The organism is Nitrosospira multiformis (assembly GCF_900110185.1).
GTDB lineage: Bacteria > Pseudomonadota > Gammaproteobacteria > Burkholderiales > Nitrosomonadaceae > Nitrosospira > Nitrosospira multiformis_A.
In genome coordinates, this window is the sequence record NZ_FOCT01000002.1 from 324601 (window position 1) to 345771 (window position 21171).

General features: G+C 53.8%; 16 protein-coding genes. 7 read left to right on the plus strand and 9 right to left on the minus strand.

The genetic code is table 11. The features are described 5' to 3' along the window. Positions 1-9: 9 nt before the first annotated feature. Entirely contained in the window at positions 10-879 is an 870-nt protein-coding gene (gene lgt / locus BMY01_RS03720; protein WP_074744397.1) for a prolipoprotein diacylglyceryl transferase, read from the minus strand. 315 nt (positions 880-1194) lie between these two features. Between lgt and ilvD the strand changes: the two genes are divergently transcribed. The 5 genes from ilvD (at position 1195) to BMY01_RS03750 (ending at position 6634) form a co-directional block, all read left to right on the plus strand. After that, a complete protein-coding gene (gene ilvD, locus BMY01_RS03730) occupies positions 1195-2868 on the plus strand; it encodes a dihydroxy-acid dehydratase (RefSeq protein ID WP_074744399.1) in 1674 nt (557 codons plus the stop codon). Positions 2869-2892: 24 nt separating this feature from the next. Continuing rightward, positions 2893-4995 (plus strand): thioredoxin domain-containing protein, encoded by a 2103-nt coding sequence (locus BMY01_RS03735; RefSeq protein WP_074744400.1) that lies wholly within the window; start codon positions 2893-2895, stop codon positions 4993-4995. A 21-nt stretch (positions 4996-5016) separates the two neighbouring features. Beyond that, the gene (locus BMY01_RS03740) at positions 5017-5325 is read left to right on the plus strand and encodes a c-type cytochrome (RefSeq protein WP_074744402.1); all 309 of its coding nucleotides are present in this window, start codon (positions 5017-5019) and stop codon (positions 5323-5325) included. Between the two features lie 178 nt (positions 5326-5503). Further along, positions 5504-6148 carry a YdcF family protein gene (locus BMY01_RS03745; RefSeq protein ID WP_254772587.1) on the plus strand — a complete coding sequence of 215 codons (645 nt, stop codon included), beginning with the start codon at positions 5504-5506 and terminating at the stop codon, positions 6146-6148. A gap of 69 nt (positions 6149-6217) precedes the next feature. Beyond that, positions 6218-6634: an OsmC family protein gene (locus BMY01_RS03750; protein WP_074744406.1), complete on the plus strand. Its 417-nt coding sequence runs from the start codon at positions 6218-6220 to the stop codon at positions 6632-6634. Between the two features lie 44 nt (positions 6635-6678). On the opposite strand, the gene coq7 is transcribed toward BMY01_RS03750, so the two are convergent. Next, complete coding sequence (coq7, locus tag BMY01_RS03755; RefSeq protein WP_041352330.1) at positions 6679-7305, minus strand: 2-polyprenyl-3-methyl-6-methoxy-1,4-benzoquinone monooxygenase; 627 nt, start codon at positions 7303-7305, stop codon at positions 6679-6681. Between the two features lie 254 nt (positions 7306-7559). Here coq7 and BMY01_RS03760 point away from each other — a divergent pair, with 254 nt between their 5' ends. Beyond that, entirely contained in the window at positions 7560-8480 is a 921-nt protein-coding gene (locus BMY01_RS03760) for a pyridoxal-phosphate dependent enzyme (RefSeq protein WP_074744409.1), read from the plus strand. Positions 8481-8636: 156 nt separating this feature from the next. On the opposite strand, the gene BMY01_RS03765 is transcribed toward BMY01_RS03760, so the two are convergent. From BMY01_RS03765 to BMY01_RS03775, 3 genes are all read right to left on the minus strand, one after another. Continuing rightward, the gene (locus BMY01_RS03765) at positions 8637-10019 is read right to left on the minus strand and encodes a (Fe-S)-binding protein (RefSeq protein WP_074744410.1); all 1383 of its coding nucleotides are present in this window, start codon (positions 10017-10019) and stop codon (positions 8637-8639) included. A 279-nt stretch (positions 10020-10298) separates the two neighbouring features. Next, on the minus strand, positions 10299-10742 hold the full coding sequence (locus tag BMY01_RS03770) for a CBS domain-containing protein (RefSeq protein ID WP_074744412.1): 444 nt from the start codon (positions 10740-10742) through the stop codon (positions 10299-10301). A 125-nt stretch (positions 10743-10867) separates the two neighbouring features. After that, positions 10868-12142 (minus strand): class I SAM-dependent methyltransferase, encoded by a 1275-nt coding sequence (locus tag BMY01_RS03775; protein WP_081353668.1) that lies wholly within the window; start codon positions 12140-12142, stop codon positions 10868-10870. Positions 12143-12218: 76 nt separating this feature from the next. On the opposite strand from BMY01_RS03775, the gene BMY01_RS03780 reads away from it, so the two are divergent. Continuing rightward, entirely contained in the window at positions 12219-12959 is a 741-nt protein-coding gene (locus BMY01_RS03780) for a pteridine reductase (protein WP_074744416.1), read from the plus strand. Between the two features lie 329 nt (positions 12960-13288). Here BMY01_RS03780 and BMY01_RS03785 read toward each other — a convergent pair whose 3' ends face one another. From BMY01_RS03785 to BMY01_RS03800, 4 genes are read right to left on the minus strand one after another with little or no spacing between them, the layout of a single operon-like run. After that, positions 13289-16231, minus strand: coding sequence for an EAL domain-containing protein (locus tag BMY01_RS03785; protein WP_074744418.1), 2943 nt, complete (start codon positions 16229-16231; stop codon positions 13289-13291). Beyond that, positions 16221-17288, minus strand: coding sequence for a chemotaxis-specific protein-glutamate methyltransferase CheB (gene cheB / locus BMY01_RS03790; protein ID WP_074744420.1), 1068 nt, complete (start codon positions 17286-17288; stop codon positions 16221-16223). Before cheB ends, BMY01_RS03785 begins: the two co-directional genes overlap by 11 nt. Before the next feature lie 10 nt (positions 17289-17298). Further along, positions 17299-19653, minus strand: coding sequence for a hybrid sensor histidine kinase/response regulator (locus tag BMY01_RS03795; RefSeq protein WP_074744422.1), 2355 nt, complete (start codon positions 19651-19653; stop codon positions 17299-17301). Next, positions 19646-21139, minus strand: coding sequence for a HAMP domain-containing methyl-accepting chemotaxis protein (locus BMY01_RS03800; protein ID WP_074744425.1), 1494 nt, complete (start codon positions 21137-21139; stop codon positions 19646-19648). Before BMY01_RS03800 ends, BMY01_RS03795 begins: the two co-directional genes overlap by 8 nt. Between the last annotated feature and the right edge of the window lie 32 nt (positions 21140-21171).

The window sequence follows — 21171 nt, forward strand, 5'->3', positions numbered from 1 at the left end:
TAAAGCTGTTTATCGCTCTTTGCTGCCGCGCTTCCCCGCGATGACCGCGTTGGCGGCTTTGCCAGCTTTGCCGGCTTTCCTCCGCGCGGACACAGGAGCTTGGGTACGATAAGCCCAGACCAGCATGATTACCCCGGCCAGGATCATGGGTAGCGACAGCCACTGACCCATGCTGATACCAAGCGTCATCACGCCCATGAAACCCTCGTCCGGCTCGCGGAAAAACTCTGCAAACGAGCGGAATACGCCATAACCGATCAAAAACATCCCGGAAACCGCTCCAACCGGTCTCGGCCTCGCGGAATAAATCCACATCAATGTAAAAAACACCAATCCTTCCAGGACGAATTCGTACAGTTGGGAAGGATGGCGGGGAATGTTGTCGACATAGGGAAAAATCATACCCCAGGGCACATCGGTTGGCCGCCCCCATAACTCGGCATTGATAAAATTGCCGATACGCCCCGCTCCCAGCCCCAGCGGCACCAATGGGGCGATGAAATCCGTCACGACGAGCCACCGCAGATGATATTTGCGCGCCAACAGGGCCATGGCGGCTATCACTCCGAGAAAACCCCCGTGAAATGACATCCCACCTTGCCAGACGGCAAAGATTTCCAGGGGATGCTCCAGATAATAGCCGAACTGATAAAAAAATATGTGACCTAGGCGGCCGCCCACGATCACGCCGAGCACACCGTAAAACAGCATATCGTCCAGTATGCTGATGGTGACCCCCCCCTCGGGATTTCGTTTGATGCGGTAGCGCCCCAGCAGAATGAAGCAAGCGAAGCCGATGAGATACATGAGCCCGTACCATCGAACCGCGAGCGGTCCGAACTGGATGGCAATGGGATCAATCTGAGGATGAACGAGCATGGGCTTGCATTTTTTTGAGGTAAAATAGCTTGTTTATCGAGCGCAGCATCAAAACATCATACCGGCGAAAACCGGCAGGGAAAGCGGAAGCCCTTCCTGACGGAGGGTTGGGCAGGAATGGAATAAGGAATTCCATTTTTCCCTCATTATACATACGGCGACGATTATCCACTGCGGAGAACACGGAAAAGAGCGACGTTGAACTGCTTTTCTTTCCTCACAGCTTCGCAGGCGCCTCGGCCGCTTCTTCCCCTGACTACCGGAATTCGCCAGAATTTGCCTGCATTCCCGTTTTTTCAATCCAAGGAGTAACTCATGTCAGATAACCAGCGCAGCCGGGCAATCACCCAGGGGGCGGAACGTACCCCCAACCGCGCGATGCTGCGCGCTGTAGGCTTCAGCGACAACGATTTCGACAAACCGATCGTCGGCGTGGCCAATGGCTTTTCCACCATCACACCCTGCAACAAGGGATTGAACGAACTGGCGCTGGACGCCGAGCAGGCATTGAGACAAGCGGCTGCGATGCCCCAGATGTTCGGTACCATCACCGTTTCCGATGGCATCTCCATGGGAACGGAAGGCATGAAGTATTCACTGGTATCCCGCGAAGTCATTGCCGACTCGATCGAAACGGCGGTGCAAGCCGAAAGCATGGACGGCGTGATCGCTATCGGGGGCTGTGACAAGAACATGCCGGGGGCAATGATCGCCATTGCGCGCATGAATGTTCCCGCAATTTTTGTTTATGGCGGAACGATCAAACCGGGTCACTATAAAGGAAAGGATCTCACTATTGTCAGTGCTTTCGAAGCCGTCGGGCAATATACCTCCCATAAGATAGACGCGAAAGAACTGCTCGAAGTGGAGCGCCATGCCTGTCCGGGAGCGGGCTCCTGCGGAGGCATGTTCACTGCCAATACGATGTCGTCCGCTTTCGAAGCGATGGGCATGAGTCTTCCCTATTCTTCCACGATGGCTGCGGAGGATGGCGAGAAGCGCACCAGCGCGGCGCGCTCCGCAGAAGTGCTCGTGGACGCCATCAGGAAACAGATTCGTCCGCGCGACATCATTACCCGCAAGTCCATTGAAAACGCGATCGCGGTGATCATGGCCGTGGGTGGTTCCACCAATGCTGTTTTGCACTTCCTCGCCATTGCCCATGCGGCCGAAGTGACGCTCACGATCGATGATTTTGAACGCATGCGCGGCAAAGTGCCGGTGCTGTGCGATCTCAAACCTTCGGGACGGTATGTCACCACCGACCTGCACAAGGCAGGGGGCATTCCCCAGGTCATGAAAATGCTGCTCGACCACGGCCTGTTGCATGGCGACTGCGTCACTATCAGCGGACAGACCATTGCCGAGATATTGAAGGATGTGCCGTCAGAGCCTCGCGAAGATCAGGATGTCATTCGCCAGTGGGACAACCCGTTGTACGCTCAGGGCCACCTCGCCATACTCAAGGGCAATCTCGCCACAGAAGGGTGCGTGGCGAAAATCACCGGAGTGAAATCCCCAAAAATTACCGGACCGGCACGAGTATTCGATTCGGAAGAAGCCTGCATGGCAGCTATCCTTGCGCGCGAAATCCAGCCCGGCGACGTGGTGGTGATACGCTATGAGGGACCCAAGGGCGGCCCCGGCATGCGTGAAATGCTGTCTCCCACTTCCGCGCTTATTGGCGAGGGACTCGGAGATTCGGTGGGCTTGATCACCGATGGACGTTTCTCCGGGGGCACCTATGGAATGGTGGTTGGACACGTGGCGCCGGAGGCGTTTGTAGGCGGTACCATTGCGCTGGTGCGGGAAGGCGATTCGATCACCATAGACGCCGAGCAACGGCTGCTGCAGCTCAACGTTCCTGGAGATGAGCTGGCCCGGCGCCGGGCTGAATGGCAATCGCCCCATCCGCGCTACACCCGGGGAGTGCTCGCTAAATATTCGAAGCTCGTCTCGAGTGCCAGCCGCGGCGCGATCACCGACTAGTCCGTTCTTTCCCGCCATAAAGCCATGCCCAACCATCTTGTCGGTGAAACCAGCCCCTACCTGCTGCAACATGCAGATAATCCTGTCGACTGGTATCCCTGGGGAGAAGAAGCCCTGAAGCTTGCCCGCGCGCAAGATAGACCGATCCTGCTGTCCGTCGGCTACTCTGCCTGCCACTGGTGCCACGTGATGGCGCACGAATGCTTCGAAGATGCGGAAATCGCCGAAGTCATGAACCGGTATTTCATCAATATCAAGGTGGATCGCGAGGAACGCCCGGACATCGATCAGATTTATCAGACCGCGCTCTACATGCTGACACAGCGCAGTGGCGGCTGGCCCCTGACGCTTTTTCTGACGCCCGATCAAAAACCATTCTTCGGCGGCACCTACTTTCCGAAAGCGCCGCGTCACGGTCTGCCGGGTTTCCTCGATTTATTGCCGCGGGTGGCGGAAACCTACCGCGTTCGTCGCCCTGAGATCGAACGCCAGAGTGCATCGTTGCTCAAATCCTTCGCCAACATGCTGCCATCAAAAGCACCGGAGGCTCCGGTATTTTCCGAGCGCCCCCTGGAGCAGGCACTGGCTGAGTTGAAAAACCGGTTCGACTCCAAAAATGGAGGTTTTGGCGAGCCGCCGAAGTTCCTGCACCTGACCGAACTGGATTTCTGTTTGCGACGCTACTTCGCTGCGGGCAATAGCGAGGCATTGCACATGGCCACGCTGACATTGGAGAAAATGGCGGAAGGCGGCATCTACGACCAGGTGGGTGGCGGGTTCTATCGTTACAGTACCGACAAGCAGTGGCAGATTCCGCATTTTGAAAAAATGCTTTATGACAATGGCCCCCTGCTGCACCTCTATGCGGATGCCTGGATCGCGTCCGGAAATCCTCTGTTTGCCCGGATTGTGGAAGAAACCGCTACCTGGGTCATGCGCGAAATGCAGCCAGAATATGAAGAGGATGAAAAGAGAACGAGAGCCGGCTACTGGTCCACTCTGGATGCCGACTCGGAAAACGTCGAAGGCAAGTTCTACGTATGGGATCGCAGCGAAGCCTCGCATATTCTTTCACGTCGTGAATATGTCGTAGCTGCCAGTTACTATGGTCTGTCTCAGCCAGCAAACTTCGGAAACAGATACTGGCATCTGGCAGTGACCCAATCGCTGCCCGAGATAGCTGAAAACTTCGGTGTCACCTACACAGAAGCACGACGATGGCTTGAATCAGGGCGCAAGAAACTGCTTGCACAGCGCCAACGTCGCGTTCGTCCCGGACGGGATGAGAAAACCCTGACCAGCTGGAATGGACTGATGATCAAGGGCATGGCTCGAGCCGGACGCATATTCGGTCGCGACGACTGGGTGCACTCGGCTATCTGTGCCGTGGATTTCATTCGTTCCACACTCTGGGAAAACGGCCGTCTGCTGGCAACCTGGAAGGACGGCAATGCACGTCTCAATGCCTATCTCGACGATTATGCTTTCCTGCTGGACGGATTACTGGAACTGATGCAGACAACGTTCCGCCCGGTGGATCTGGATTTTGCCATTGCGCTGGCTGACGTTCTTCTGGACCAGTTCGAAGACAAGGAAGCAGGCGGTTTTTTCTTTACCAGCCATGATCATGAAAATCTGATCCATCGTCCCAAGCCTGGTTATGACAATGCAACACCATCCGGCAACGGCGTCGCCGTCTATACTCTTCAGCGCATGGGTTATCTGCTGGGGGAATTCCGTTATCTGCACGCGGCGGAACGCGCACTGCAGCTCTTCTACCCGGCCTTGCTCCGGCATCCCGACTCCTGTTGCAGCTTGCTTCTGGCGCTCGAGCAGTGGCTCACGCCCCCCACCGTTGTCATACTGCGGGGAAAAGCGGACGCGATGGCGAAATGGGAAAATGCCTTGCGTCAGCGCGTCCCCATCGCCCTTGTGCTTGCGCTGCCGGTTGAGCGCGTGACGCCTGCAACGCTGCCGCCGAGCCTTGCCAAGCCCATTCCGCCAGGGATGGGTGTCAACGCCTGGGTCTGTCATGGCGTTAAGTGCCTACCGGAGATCACTGACTTGCAGGAATTGCTGCGTATCAGCGAAATTCGAGGTAAGATAAGATCCCTTTTCTATAATTAACGGATAAAAGGAGTGTGTGTAATGAAAGCTGTCTGGATGGGAATGGTTGCGGCATCAGCCTTGTTGGTTGTCGGTACCGCGCAGGCGAACCCCGAGCTGGCGAAAAGCAGCGGTTGCCTGAATTGTCATAAAGTGGACCAAAAACTGGTCGGCCCTGCGTTGAAGGATATAGCGGCCAAGTATAAGGCTGACCCGAAAGCCGCGGACTATCTGGCAGGAAAAATCCAGAAAGGAAGTCAGGGAGTTTGGGGTCCGGTTCCCATGCCGCCCAACGCAAAGGTTAACGAGGCAGATGCCAAGACTCTGGCAAAGTGGATTCTGACTCAATAAGCCGGGGTCCGCTAAAAAAGCCGGCAAGTGCCGGCTTTTTTATTTTGGCTGTCCCTGACAAAAGTCCATGAGCTGGTTTGCAACCAACTTCGCAAGCGCATTTCTTCTCCCCCCGTTTAACCTCATTTTACTGGGCGCCGCAGGCATCCTGCTCCTGAAACGCCGACAGGGAATAGGTATGACATTGGTAGCTGCTGCACTTGCTCTGCTTTACCTTCTTTCCACTCCGATTGTCGCGGACGCCCTGTTGCAGGTACTGGAAGCACCCCCCGAAAAGAATCCGCTTGACGACACGATACAAGCCGTCATCGTGCTGGGCGGAGGAACCTACTATTACGCGCCCGAATATGGCGATCATACGGTTGGCAGATACACGCTGGAACGTGTCCGCTATGCGGCGAAAATGTATCGCTTGACCGGTAAGCCGATGCTGGCCGCAGGGGGCGCCCCTCTCGGCAGTCGCTCGTCCGAAGCCATGCAAATGAAGGCGGTGCTGGAAGAGGAGTTTCTCGTTCCGGTCGAGTGGGTAGAGGAGACATCGAGCAATACTCGGGAAAACGCCTACAAAAGCTTTGCCATCCTGCAAAAACAGGGTATCCGCCAGATCGCGCTTGTCACCCACGCATGGCACATGCCGAGAGCGGCGCGTGAATTCGAACAGGCCGGATTCGAGGTTACTCCTGCTGCCACAGGATACACGCGGCGTTATAAGACCGACCTGCTCACATTCCTTCCAAACGCGGGCGCGCTTCTCAAAAGCAGCCTGTTCTTCCACGAGGCTATTGGCATGTTGTGGTACCGCCTGACGCCTGTGCCGGATTGAGGGGCATTACACTCGGCATGGCCGGAAGTCGCTAAAATAGCGTAATCGAATTCTCTGGAGAGGAGCGGCATGAAAGCACGCATCAAATGGCAGAGCGAAGCAAGTTTCATGGGCGAATCAGGCAGCGGTCATACAGTACTGATGGATGGACCGCCGGAATCAGGAGGCAGGAACCGCGGCCCCCGCCCGATGGAGATGCTGTTGATGGGAACCGGAGGCTGCGCAGCTTTTGATGTTGTGCTGATCCTGAAAAAAGGCCGTCAGGAGATCTGCGATTGTGAGGTGCGCATTGAAGCGGAACGGGCCGAACGAGAGCCGAAAGTGTTTACCCGCATTCACTTCCATTTCACCGTGACCGGAAAAAAGCTGAATCCGCAACAGGTCGAACGCGCAATCAGCTTGTCCGCTGAGAAATACTGTTCCGCATCGATCATGTTGGCAAAAACAGCCGAACTGACCCACGATTTTGAAATCGTGGAAGCATGACAAGGATTCGCTCCTCAGTATTGGTTTTAGACCTGCTATATTCGTTAGACCCAGTAGGCGGTCCGCGTCATCACCGATGACGCCATCCTCATCACTAGTTTCACCGGCATCGGCAGTTCGGCGCCGCCATATGCCACGGCGGTGGTGGCGTGTCCGGCCTCATCGATCTGCATCTGGGTCACAATGGCGCGACTCTTCTCGTCGGCATGCGGCAAACGGCTCAGGTGCCCCCCGAGATGAGCGGACACCTGACGTTCGGTTTCCGCAAGAAACCCCAGGTTCCACTTGTCGCCCAGCAATCCGGCGAAAGCGCCAATGGCAAATGAACCGCCATACCATAACGGATTCAATAGACTTTTGCGTCCGCTCAATTCGTTAATGCGCCGTTCCGTCCAGGCAAGATGCTCGGTTTCCTCGCGCGCCGCCTGAGCAAGTGTCTGCTGGACCTCGGCATTCCGCGCCGTCAGCGCCTGGCCCTGATAAAGAGCCTGCGCACAAATCTCGCCAACGTGGTTGACACGCATCAGTGCCGCCGACTCGCTTTTCTCCAGATCATTCAGTTCCGCCTCCGGCAGCTGGGTTCCGGGCACTGGCCGCAGGGTCTGCGCCGGAGTCAACAAGGTGCGCAGCGCGTGGTCGAAACCAATGATGAGCTTGTCTAGATTGGGCATAAGATTCTCTGAGAAAGAAAACAATGAAAACGGTAAGAATGATAACGCCGCCATTCCGCAATTGTATACCCATTCGTCCTGTTGCTAACGTGACAGGATGAGTGACTTCGGATATTCTCAACCCCCGGTTCCCCCCGTCAATGCTTTTTTCATGTTCACTCCCGCCAATTCTCCAATCAACGAAGTCTTCAGCTTTGGCTTGAAAGACCGTTTATGATGTATTCTCATGGCTCAGCTCGATCGAGATCGTATAAATGCCTCTACATATCCAGACACCATTAATTGAATCGCGCCCTTTAAGCGATAGAATCGGACATTCAGTCTGGCTGAAAATGGAAATCGCCCAGCCCCCCGGCTCTTTTAAAGCCCGGGGAATCGGGTATGCGTGTGAAGAATATTTCCGACGCGGGGCAAGACGCTTCATTTCATCATCTGGCGGGAATGCGGGCCTTGCGGTTGCCTTTGCCGGGCGTAATCTGTCCGTACCCGTGATTATCGTTGTGCCGGAAACCGCATCGAAGCGCGCCAGGGAACTGATGGCGCGAGAGGGCGCAGAGGTGATAATCCAGGGAAAATCTCTCAGTGAGGCGAATGCTTTTGCGCTATCGCTCGTACAACCTGAGGACGCTTTTCTGCACCCCTTTGATGATCCGCTCATTTGGACGGGTCATGCCAGCATAATTGATGAAGTCGTCGATACAGGGCCAAAACCCGACGTGATCGTCCTGTCCGTCGGCGGAGGCGGCCTTCTGTGCGGGGTTATAGAGGGACTGAATCGGAATGAGTGGCAGGATGTGCCCATAATCGCCGTCGAAACCCAAGGCGCGGACTCATTTGCTCAGGCACTCAACGCAGGAGCGCTTGTGGAGCTACCCAGGATATCAAGTATTGCGACGACATTAGGGGCAAGTGCGGTTTGCAGGCAGGCCTTGGAATATTCGAGAAAACATCGCATCGAGAGCGTCGTATTACCGGACAAGCTCGCCGTCTCTGCGTGCATGCAATTCCTGCACGACCATCATGCGGTGGTCGAGCCCGCTTGCGGCGTAGCGCTGGCGACGGTCTATGAAAGGGTTCCAGCTTTGTCCGGATACAAAAAAGTATTGATTATCGTGTGTGGCGGTGTCAGCACTACGGTTGACCAGTTACAGGAATGGTCTGCCGTGATGCAATAAGGAATCCGGATGAGAGGAAACTGGAAAAGATGATATCTCATATCTCAGATGATCCGCGGTGGTAGAGCCAAGCACTTCCAGGACCTTTACAGGGGATAGGGAAAATTAAATCTGAACATGCCTACGCCCCCAGCTTCGCTGAATCGAACGATAAAGCTATTTCAGAGATTGAGATTGCATACCCATTTGCCTTGCTATTAATGTGACCGGGTGAATGACTTCGATCCCCAGCCCTGCCTGGCGCAAGCCGGCAGCGATATGCAATGCGCAACCCACATTGGATGTTGCAAGGTAACAGGCCTGCCCTGCTTTCAAGGCTGTCACTTTGTCCTCAAGCAGTGCCGCCGATATCTCCGGTTGATCCAGGAAATAGGTTCCGGCAGCGCCGCAGCATCGGTCATTCCCAGCAAGAGGTACTACTTGCGCCCGCGGAATGCGCTCCAATAGTTTATAGGCGTATACCGACGCGCGTAATACATTGCGCAAGGTGCAAGGCTCATGTACCAGGATTTTATACGGCAAGGGCTGGAGCCTGGCATCTTCCCATCCTTCCGCCTCCGCCAGGAATTCACTGATATCCAGGACCTTCGGCGGCGATCGCCTGGCGGTCTCGCCTCTTGCTTGTGGACCTACCGCTGGCGCCCTTATCGTGCGCTGCCAGCCGGGAAAAGAGGAATATTCGGATAACTGCGCACCGCAACCGGATGCCGTGGTGATAATCGCGCTTAAATCCAATCCAGCGAACGCCTGGACGTTCTGACGTTCCAATCGCGCCGCCGCATCCACCTCGCCCCTGTGCCGGTGAAGCGCTCCGCAGCAAGTCTGCGCGGTGGGTACATGCACGACATAGCCCAGTTGGTTGAGTACGAACAAGGCCGCGTCCAAGGTGGCTGCATCCGCCACGCGCGCGACGCAACCCAGGAATAGCCCGACCTCTCCACGCGGCTTGCCGACAGCAGGATAAACAACCGACCATGACGAAGAACGGGGCTGGTCAATAAACGGAACCTGGGCTTCCAGCAAGGCGAGTTTCGTCTTGCCCAGCAAACCGGATTTGCGCACCCATTTCTGCAAACCGCTTCGCTGATAAAAACGCAGAAGCGGCCGCAACGCATCGATACGCGAGGGCTGGGCGATCAGTTCACGCTCCACCCATTTCCGAAATCTGGATACCCGGGCTCCCGGATTGCTCCCCCCGAACTCAAGCGGTGGTGACGAAATCATCGCCCGCGCATCGTCTATCAACTGACCAAAATGTACGTGGTTGGGGCAGACAGCCTCGCAGGCACGGCAGGTAAGGCAACGATCCATGTGCAATGCGAAACGTGCATTCATTGGAATGCGTCCCGCGGCCACACCACTCATCAATGCAATGCGACCACGTGGGGAATCAGCTTCCGACAGGGTGACCCGATAACTGGGACAATGCGGCACGCAGAGGCCGCACGCGACGCATTGGCTAGCCTCCTCGCTTATTTCGCGACGCAATCGCAGTAATGGATCCGAAGAAAAATCGGAAGGAAGGTCATCCGGCTTCATGGACGGTAGACCTGCTTTTGTCAGAGCCGTTCAAATTCAAAAAAATTTTACCTGGGAGGATGAAAAGAAGATTCGTGCCAATATTCACACGCCCACTCTCATGGCAGGACACAGATCAAGGCAAAATCTTCAGGAGAGCAGGACGCAAACTCTCCAAACCGTACTTGTCGATCGAATGGGGAGCAGCGTTTCATCGAGGCGGAGTAGTCACTGGACCCTGGATCGAAGTCGCAGAGGGGTAATATCAAGGGGGTAATATCAAGGAGTAGTACAATATGCTTATTCCGGGCCACGTGTCCCGTATATATAACGTTCGAGCTGGTCGATGATAAATTCGCGGCCCGAGATCGCATCCTTGACCAGGTCGCCGATGGAGATGATCCCCATGACTTTACCATCCTCCAGCACGGGCAAGTGACGAACCCGCGTTTTAGTCACCAATGCCATGCAATCCTCGGTGGAATAATCCGGGCTCACATACGCCACCTGCGCGGTCATGAGTTCTTTCACCTGGATATCTTTCGCGAGCCGATCCAGGCTGTATGCCTTGCGGGAATAATCTCTCTCGGTAAAAATGCCCACCAGTTTTCCCTGGTGCAACACCAGCAATGCACCGATATTTTTCGCCGCCATCAAGTGCATGGCCTCATATACCGATTTATCCGGCTCGATGTTTGCAACTTGGTATCCTTTGCCTTCCAGTAATTCCTTTACGGTCGTCATGGATCAACCCTCCCACCTCGGTTTCAAAGCATGCAATTTCTTTATCGGACTCATCCAATCATAGCATGCCATATGAAAAGAAAAGCCGAGAGCGATGTGAAGCTGCTCCACTATGTTCGAACCTTTCATAGCAGGCGACTCTTGTCACCGCCCGTAAAGCCGACAGGAGGTGGATGATTATTGCCAATCCCTTTGCCCAGGAGCATAACCTTGAACAACTCCCCCATCTCAGCCGGGCTCACCAGTTTCTGCACCTGGTTTGCCAGCGGCAAATAGTCCTTTGCGTTCGCGGCAGGTGTCTCCGCCAGAATTTCCGTTATTCCGCAGTTGATGAGAAAGTGTGCCTGCGTCGTATAGCCCAGCAACTGCAAGCCCGCTTCGACGCCCGAACTGGCAACGGAGCTGAAATCGACATGGCTGGTTATATCCTGCAGACCTGGTAGGTAAAACGGATTATCGTGGGCGTGGTGACGATAATGACACATCAATGTTCCTTGCCTGCGCTGAGGATGATAATACTCATCCCGGCCGAACCCGTAATCGATCAGCAGGATCTCTCCTCGTTGCAGTATCTTGCCGAGACTTGCAGTGAGTCTGCGTGCCTCCAGGCAGATTTCACTGACATATTCACCTTCATTACCCCCGGAACGAATTCGATCCGCCAGTTCCCGCGCCGCTTCGAAAAGCACTCCTTCTGCAAGGGGGCGTTCACTCCAGACAAACTCATTGCCGGCGGAGGAGACACCGCGCTCATACATTGTGTTGCCACGCCACACGATCAGGTGCACCGGCATGGCGTCGAGCACCTCATTGGCCAGTATCAGACCATTGAACTGCTCCGGCAAATGCTTCAGCCAAAAGACGCGTGAGGCGAGATGCGGCGCGAACTGTTCAAGCAACTGCCGTTGACGCTGCTGGAGTTCCGCGCTGACTTCGAGAATGAAATACTGCTGAGGCAGACGGCCGAGTTTTTCCAGTTCAACCAATAGATCGAACGCCAGCTTACCTGTCCCGGCACCAAATTCGAGAATACCGCTGCCGTCACCCATCAACTCGAGTATCTGCCTGGCCTGTCGCGCCACAGTCCTGCCAAACAGCGGAGAAATTTCGGGTGCAGTGACGAAATCGCCTTTCTGGCCGAATTTGGCGGGACCAGCGCTGTAATAACCCATGCCCGGCGCGTACAACGCCAGCCTCATGTAATGCTCGAATGAAATCCAGCCACCAGCGGCACTGATTTCCTCATGAATGAGTTCTGTCAATGCGCGGCTATGCTCGAGCGCTGCTTCACCCGGTAAAGGAAATGGCGGCTGTGGCTGCATTGGCGCTATGCTACGCTTTACTGTTGATTCGGCCAGCAGATAGCAGCGGTATCTGGGTCCCTCTTTTGAGGCAGACACTCTCGTAACCTGCTTCTGGCGGCCGGTTTCCCGTTATAAAAAATCGAATCAATCCGCAAGTGTAGAGGAGATAGCGATGCAAGGGAAAGTGATACTCGTCACAGGGGGAGCAAGGCGCGTGGGTGCTGCCACCTGCCGCCGCCTGCACTCACAGGGAGCAAAGCTAGCCGTGCATTACAGAAGCTCGATCGAGGAGGCGCAGACATTGCAGGCCGAACTGAACCAGACGCGCCCTAATTCAGTCGCCCTGGTACAAGCCGACCTGTTGGATATTGCGCGCCTGCCGCAACTGGTAGCTGAAACCGTAGAACGATTCGGGAAGTTGGATGCGCTGGTCAACAATGCCTCCAGCTTTTTTCCAACTCCATTAGGCGAAATCACTGCTGACATGTGGGACGATCTGATGGGAAGCAACCTGAAAGCTCCCCTGTTTCTATCCCAGGCGGCAGCCTCCGAATTAAGAAAACAGCACGGCTGCATCGTCAATATCGTGGACATTCATTCGGAATGGCCACTCAAGAATTACGTGGTATACAACGCCGCCAAGGGCGGACTTGCCTCGCTGACCCGATCGCTGGCGCAGGAGCTTGCCCCTGAAGTCCGGGTAAATGGCATCTCACCCGGCCCCATCCTGTGGCCGGAAGCGGGCGAATGGGCGGATGAAGCATCCCGCCAGCACATCATTGACAGGACACTGCTGAAACGGACGGGTGAGCCGGATGACATTGCCCGGACCGTTGCTTTCCTGATTGCAGATGCGCCTTACATTACTGGCCAGATCATTGCCGTGGATGGGGGACGAAGTGTGAATCTATAGGGCGGTTGCAAAAATCATTGGACGTTAGAATCCCCTAAAGAAAGAATCTGCCCAGTTTCCTCGGCCTGGGGAATGAACCCGGAGGCAAGCAAAAGGCCGCCGAGGATATTGCGCTTCGGCTCCTATAATCCCGCGCTATCCATCTGCGGCTGATAGTAGAGAACAAATTCGTTTCTCTCCAGCTTTTGCATAAAGCTGGATGATGAGGAAGACGTCCTGGCTCTCATCAAGGTTATGCCGGGATTATTCCAGGGGGAAACAACTCCATCTCCTACTGCTGATTAAGGGTTAGAGCGGGTCTAATGCAAAGACCCGATGTCATCATCCATTTAAAGAGATTTCTTCTGGTGTAGAAACTCTATTATTTTGGTCGCTGTGACGGCGGGACTAAAGAGGTAGCCCTGCATCTCCTCACATTCGAGGCTTCGCAAAAGCTCGGCTTGCTCAATCGTTTCCACCCCCTCGGCAACAACACGCAAATGCAACGAATGTGCCAGAGATATGATTCCGGAAACAATGGTGAGATTGTCTGGATTGATATTCATATCGCTGATGAAAGCGCGATCAATTTTCAGGACATTGACGGGCAATTTGGCGATATAACTGAGCGAAGAATAACCAGTACCGAAATCGTCTATCGCAAGCTCGATACCCATATCCTGGATGAGATTGAGCTTCTCGATATTGGCTTTGATATCGTGCATGATTACACTTTCCGTGATCTCAAGCTGGAACGCAGCTTGATCTCCCGCGTCACTTACCACATTTGCCACCATATCGACAAAATCCTTCTGCCGTAACTGAACGGGAGAGACATTGATAGCAATTCTCGGCGGATTTAAACTCATGGCTTTCCATTTATTTGCATCTGATATCGCTTTGCTCAGCGCCCACCGGCCCGCGTCAAGAATCATCCCCGTTTCTTCAAGTAAGGGAATGAAGTGTAGCGGTGAAAGTACCATAGCGCTTTCTGGATCGTGCCAGCGCATCAGTGCCTCGAGTCCGCTTATTTGTCCACTCTTCAAATCAACTTTGGGTTGGTAGTACAGCACCAATTGTTCCTGCTCCAACGCCTGACGCAGCTTGATCTCGAGTTTCAGTTTTTCTTTAACCCGTGCATGAAATTCGGGAGCATAAAACAAATGCTTGTCGGAAGAATGCTTGGCCTTCTTTAGCGCTGTTTCAGCATTTCTCAAGAGCGTATCAGTATCCAGGCCGTCGCTAGGAAAGAACGAAGCTCCCGCCCTGGCGGAAACCCACAGTTCCTGTCCATTAATTAAAAAGGGCTCGTTCTGAACCTCGAACAGAAGCTTCTCTAGCATATGGACGATGTCGATGCTTTCCTCTTCATGTTTTCTGGCGATAGCAAAATAATCGGCGGAAAGATGGGCCAGAATGTCTGCTTCTGAAAGCAGCTGCTTCAGCCGCTTTGCAAGTTGGCGGAGTAGACTGTCGCCCGCTCCATGGCCGAACGATTCATTAATACTGCTGAACCGTTCGATGTCCAGGACAATTACGGAAAGCATCTCGTGACCGGAAGAAACCATCTTGATCCGCTGATTAACCCGGTCTAGAAATAATGCCCGGTTCGGAAGCTCGGTCACAGCGTCGAAGAAAGCCAGATAATTGATGCGCTCCTCTTTTTTCAGGTGATCCATTGCAAACGAAATATCGCCTGCCATTTCTACTAGCAAAGCAATTTCCTCCTCGTCGAAAAACCCTGTCTCGGGAGTATAGAGAGTCAGAGTACCAACGAGTTGCCCATCGAGAACCAGGGGCAAGATCGCCATGGAAAGATAATCGTGAGCAAGCGCTGCGTTATGCAAACCCTCCATGCGCTTATCGGCAATGAGATCATTGCAAATGAACGGCTTGAGATGTGTGATTAAATCCTCTACCAGTGGAGCGCCTTCCGGCGCACTCATCAGAGATAGGTTGAGTTGGAACAGCTCATCATTTCCTTGCCCCATCTTAGCCACTGGTGTAATTATTCTCGTATTTCCCCCCAGCATTCCGATCCAAGCGAAAGCGAATCCACCATGAACGACTGCAATACGGCATGCCTCATTGAAAAGCTCCTGTATTTCACGGACACGCACAATGGCTGTATTGATACCACTTAACACGCTATACAAACGGTTGAGCCGGACTACTCTCGCTTCATATTCCTTGCGCTGAGCGATCTCCGCTGTTAACGCCGCAGTACGCTCCCCCACCAACTTTTCCATATGTTCATGCAATCGGGCACGCTCCAGCGCAACGCTTACCTGCTGGCCAATCCCGTGGAATGTGTCGAACTCATTCTCCCTGAACTGATCCTGTTCCAAGCCCAGGAGATTCATCACGCCCTGGTTCTTGCTGCCACTCCACATCGGTATGGTGATATGATGGCAAGAACCATTGCCTCCGGTTGAGAAGAGGCGCTCGCAGTTTAAAATTTTAGGAGTATTGCCGAGCTCCCCGGCGAGCAAAAGGCGCAGGCAATTGCATGATATGTCCAAGCCATCAGCACTTACTGATGCGGGTACGTTTCGCGAGCCTGCCAAACTCAGGCCGTCGGTATTCCATAAATAAAGCCATCCCGCCTGGACTCCCGGCAACATCATGGCGTACTCCAGCGCTTTTTCGCTGACCTCGCGCTCGGTTGCTGCCTGGTTCAAGCCTTCCGCCATTCGATACAGTCCATTGAGCAAGCGATTCGAGTGCGTCAGCTCACGTTGTCGCGTATTCAGTTCAGCGTTGAGGCGAACCGCATCCTCATAAACTGAAATCAATAGATCCACGATCTGCTGCCGCTCACTGGTGATGAAATGTTTTTGCCCGCCCAGATAAATCTGCATTCCCATTTGCATCTTCTGACTCTTGCGCAGCTCATGGCTCATCAGCAGATACTCGATACGATCAAGAAGATATCTGTCGTCGTATGGCTTGCGGATAAAATTGTCGGCCCCCGATTCCAATCCCTGGATGATATCCTTGACATCCGCCAGTGAGGTAAGCAGGATCACTGGAATCTTCTTGAGTTGTGCGTCCCGCTTGATTTCGCCGCATAGCGCAAACCCATTCATTTCCGGCATCATCACATCACTGATAATCAATGTCGGGTTGCGCTGCCGCGCCCTCGAGAGGGCCTGCTTGCCATCGCCTGCAGTAGTAACTTTGTAGCCGTTTTCCTCCAGCAGATACTTCAGTTTTTCCGCTTGTGTGGGACTGTCCTCTGCGATGAGAATCTCGACTTTCCGGGCATCGTGGATTGAAATATCATGCGCCAAGCTTAGTTTCTCCTCGTTCTGCCACCATATTCGTTAGCGCTGCGGCAATCTTTTCCAGAGGCAAGACCATGGTCGCCGCACCTAACCTGATCGCCTCGCCCGCCATACCGTGGACGACTGAACTTTCCTTGTCTTGTGCGAAAGTAATCGCGCCTTTCTCCTTCAGGAGGCGTAATTCGTCGGCACCATCACGGCCCATCCCCGTCAATAGGCCCGCAACGGCATCATGACCGTAGACTCTGGCAACCGACCTAAAAAGATATGAAATTGAGGGTCTTGATCCATACTCTGGCTCATCGTTGGTCAAAACGATCTCCCCTCGATTCTCCACCTTCATCTGGTATTCATCGGGTGCCATATAAACATGCCCTGGCAGGGGCAACTCACCCTGCCTTGCAATATGAACGGGAAGATTGGACGAGTTCTTTAGCCATTGGACAAATCCTTCCATGAATCCCGCAGTCATATGCTGAACGATTAGAATAGGCACAGGAAAATGCTTTGGGAGTGACGAAAGAATCGCCTCGAGTGCAGGCGGGCCGCCCGTTGAAGCACCTACAACGACAATTCTTGTTTGCGCCACACGGTTAAGCAGGGGGGCACGTACAGAAAGTGAGGCCGGAGAAGCTCCTCGCATGCGCGCCCAACGACGAACTACCTTTACTTCTGACATCAGTTTTACGACCTCTATCATCTTCCGAGCTGTCGCCTCGTGATCCGGATGACCGATGCCTGCCGGCCGCGGGAGCACTGCCAATGCCCCTGCATCGATCGCATCAAATGTGATCCCAACCTCTGCCGGATCCGTACTGCCGCTCACGATGACAATGGGAGTCGGCTGTGTCTCCATGATCAGCTGTGTGGCCGCCACTCCATTCAGCTTCGGCATGTGAATATCCATTGTGATTACGTCAGGCCGATGGTTGCGCAAGGCATCGATTGCTTCTTCTCCGTCACCGGCGGTCGCAATAACAGTGATATCAGGATCGGAATTGAGTATGTAAATGAGGAACTCTCGCACTACTGGTGAATCTTCCACTACCAGGACGTTTATCATGGGAGGGAACTCACGGATTAATGCTGCTGATGCTGATCAGGCGTCGGGTCGCCTCCAGCAAGTTGCTTTGGTCAAAGCGACTCTTCACGATATATGCATTTGCTCCCACATCGATGCCTCGCTCCCGGTGATCACGTGAATCCAATGCCGTTACCAATACCACCGGCAGCGTCGCCAACTGCTTGTCAGCACGTATCTTGGCTGTCAGGGCAAAGCCGTCCATTCGCGGCATTTCAACATCAGAGACTACCAGGCTGTAGGCGCCCGTTTTAAGGGCGGTATAACCCTCCACTCCATCCACAGCTGTAGTCACACGATAACCTGCCGATTCCAGAATATGTTTGAGCAGCGTCCGAGCAGTGATGGAATCGTCCACCACTAAAATAGAGTGCTTGCTTGATGTTCCCTGCTTCTCAGCCGATGAGTCCTGAGTAGAGATGAATGTAGCCGAGGATGCTTTCACAGCCGATTTCAACAGATCAGGTACGTTAAGCACCGGGACCACTCGCCCAGTTCCCAGCATGGATACACCTGCGACGTTTCTTACCCGCTTCAATGGCGGGAGGAGTGCTTTTATTACTACCTCTTGCTCCCCGAGAACCTCTTCCACGAGAAATGCAACACGACCAAGACCTGAACTGAGAACGATCCCTCGCAAATAGTGCGTGGGTTCCATTTCTGCCGAATTGCGAGCCAGTTCCAGTATGTCATTCAACCTGACCAGAGAAACAGGTTGTTCATCTACCAGAATGGTTTCTCGATTTTTCACTGTCTGAATTTCGTTTTTGGCGATTCGGACTACTCGCTCAACGCTGCTTGAAGGAATAACAAAAAGCTGTCCTCCAGCATGAACCAGAACTCCGCGGGTATTTGTTAGCGTTAACGGCAGTAAGATATGGAAAGCAGTTCCGGTATCAGTACTTGATTTGACCTTGATGCTGCCGCCCAAAGCTTCAACCTTTTCACGTACAATCGCGAGTCCCAGCCCGCGTCCAGAGATATCGGTGATGAGGGGGCTGGTGGTCACACCAGATCTAAAAATAAGCGCAAGCAATTCCGACTCACCCAGTTGCTCCATCTCCTCCTCAGACATTACGCCAAGCTTGTGTGCGGCAGCTTTCAATTTACCGACATTGATTCCGCCCCCATCATCGGCTACACGTATCTCAGCCTTACCGCTATCGCTTTGCGAGCATGCGAAGGTGATTCTTCCCGACGAAGGCTTACCTTTAGCTAACCGGGCGGCGGGCTGCTCAATACCGTGGTCGATGCAGTTACGCACCAGATGGATCAGAGGGTCTTTCATCTCTTCCAAAATATGCCGATCAATTTCCACCTCGCCGCCACTCACCACCAGCTCCAGGCTCTTGCCCTGTTCGCGGGCCAACTCGCGGGAGAATCGGGGTAGAATATCTAACAGCGTCGAGAAAGGCAGTAATTGCATTTCTTTGACATCCTGGATCAGGCAATCGGTCATGCCAGCAAGTGCGCGTTGGTCTTGTTCGATAGTCCGCTGCAATCTCACTAGCCGCTCCTCAAGCGCTTTCATTTGAAGCGGCTCCCCATCCAGGTATTTGAGCAGCTTCGGGAGCCCATGCTGTCCTCGGAAGGGACTATCCTTGAGGCTGGATGTCAACTCGCGATCAATAATGCGGACTGCCGACTGGATTTGCAGGCGCTGCTTCTTCCATGCGGTAAGTGTCGTAGTGATTTCGCCTAGCTCCTTGGCCCGTTGTCGCGCTGTCAGGCAGGGCAGCAACAATTCCTCAACCTGACGCAGAACCTTTTCGAGTTTTACAGTAGGCACTCTGATTGTTGCAGATGCATGGCTCGAAGTAGAGGTCCGCAAATATGCACTTACATCGGCACGGGTTACGGATGATTCATCAGGGGGAAGCAAAGATAAAGGTGATGCGGCCTGCGATAAGGAGGAGCCCGTACGCCCTTCTTTTATGGGACTTTTCAGCGTTTCATCGAGCTGTCGGGTTACTGTAGTCAGCAACAGCTTTTGCCGCTCAGCCATGCTGCCCTCTCCTGAAACGAGCGTTCCCAAGGCATCGACCGTCCTAAGCAGCCGATCGATGAGCGATGACGATACGGCAAGGCTTTTATCTTTCAGTGCGGAGAATACATTTTCCAGAGAACGGCAGGTCTCCTCGACTTGGGCAAAATTGACTGCTCGTGCTGCACCTTTGAGACTATGTGCGCACCGCAACATGTTCTCAATGATATCGAACGCCGGGGTATCTACAGATTTTCCCTCCAGGACGAGCAGTCCCGACGATATATCCTTCAGATGGGCCTCTGCCTCGATGCGAAACATTGCAAGGAGCCTTTCCAGAAGTACATCCCTTTTGTCAGGCATGGACTTTTTCCACTTCCTTTACGAAATAGTCTTTCTTGCTGCCTACGAGGACACTCAACTTATTCCCCATCTCATACAAGCCTTGTGCCGCTGATTCTGCCTGCCTGGTCCCTGCCACGTTCTGCTCGCTCGCCTGCTGGATATTAGTCATGGCCATCGCCACCTGGTCCATGCCGACCATTTGTTGCTTGCTTGATGCCGCAATCTGGGTAGCTGCTTGTGCTGCCTCACTGATGCTGGTGGATAGTAGGCGGATTGCTTCACCCGTCTCGGTGGATTGCCTGACCCCCGCCTCTACCGCTTTATTGCCTTGCTCAGTGGCGAGTACCGCAGCATTAGTCGCTTTCTGAATATCACCTAGAATGTTTCGCACCTGGGCAGTGGCTTGTCTGGATTGATCCGCCAGACTTCTTATCTCCCGAGCAACTACGCCAAAACTCTTACCTTGTTCCCCAGCCCGCGTCGCCTCGATAGCGGCATTCACGGCCAACAAATTGGATTGCTCAGCCAGGTCATTGACTGTGGCAATGATCTCACCGATGGCATGCCCCTGCTTGGAGAGCTGCATAATGCTCTCAGCTATGGATTCCATCTGCTCCTGGATTCGATTCATTCCACTAATAACCTCCTCCACCGATTTGCGTCCAGCCTCGGAGATATTGGAAACTTTCTGCGCACTGTCTGATACATATTTAGCTTTCTGGCTCGTAGTCAATGCGGTTTGCTTGACCTCTTCCACGGTGGCGGTCGTCTCGCTTACTGCGGCTGCGGTCTCGGCTGCGCCAGCGGCAACCTGGGAAGTGGTGGAAAGAATCTCTGCTGAAGACGACGCAAGTTGGGCGATGTTCTCCCGGAGCCGTCCGGTAATCATGCGGCTCAGGCGAATGCCGATTGTTAGTCCAACTAAAACAGTAAATAAAGAAACGGCCACCAACGCAGTGGTATAAGACCTCACTTTCTCCATCGCTTCAGTTTTTCTACTTTCCAGAATTGCAGATTGTTTCTCATAGAAACGCTTGGCTTTATCTATAAATGCAAGGCTGAGCGGACGGAACGTATTAATTACGAAGGCGAGCGCTTCCTCGGGTTTTTGCTCAAACGAGAGTCGGACGGCTTGTTGCTGGGCCCCGTCCAATTGTTGGTGCAGGGATTCGAGCTCGTTGAGTAGGCTATCCCCCTTGTTTCCACTCATTAGCTGTCGAATTTTTTCGAGGATTTCCTTGAACTGGCGATCATTGTCTTGCAGGAGCGCCTGGTTGGTCTTCTGCAGCTCCGGATAAAGCAAAATACCCCGAACGTAGGTTTGTTGCGCAAGCCCCGCAATCCGCAATTCATTCGCGCTCTCCATCAGTCGCTCGTCTACGCGAAGAAAATGATCGTAGGTCGCCTGTGTCTGGCTAAGCGCATAGAATGCGACAGCGGTGGAGAGTGCAAGAAGCGCCAGTATGATGGAATACCCTCCAATTATCTTTTCACTGATGGTCATGCTGTCCTTTCAAAACTTCGTTTCGTCATTTA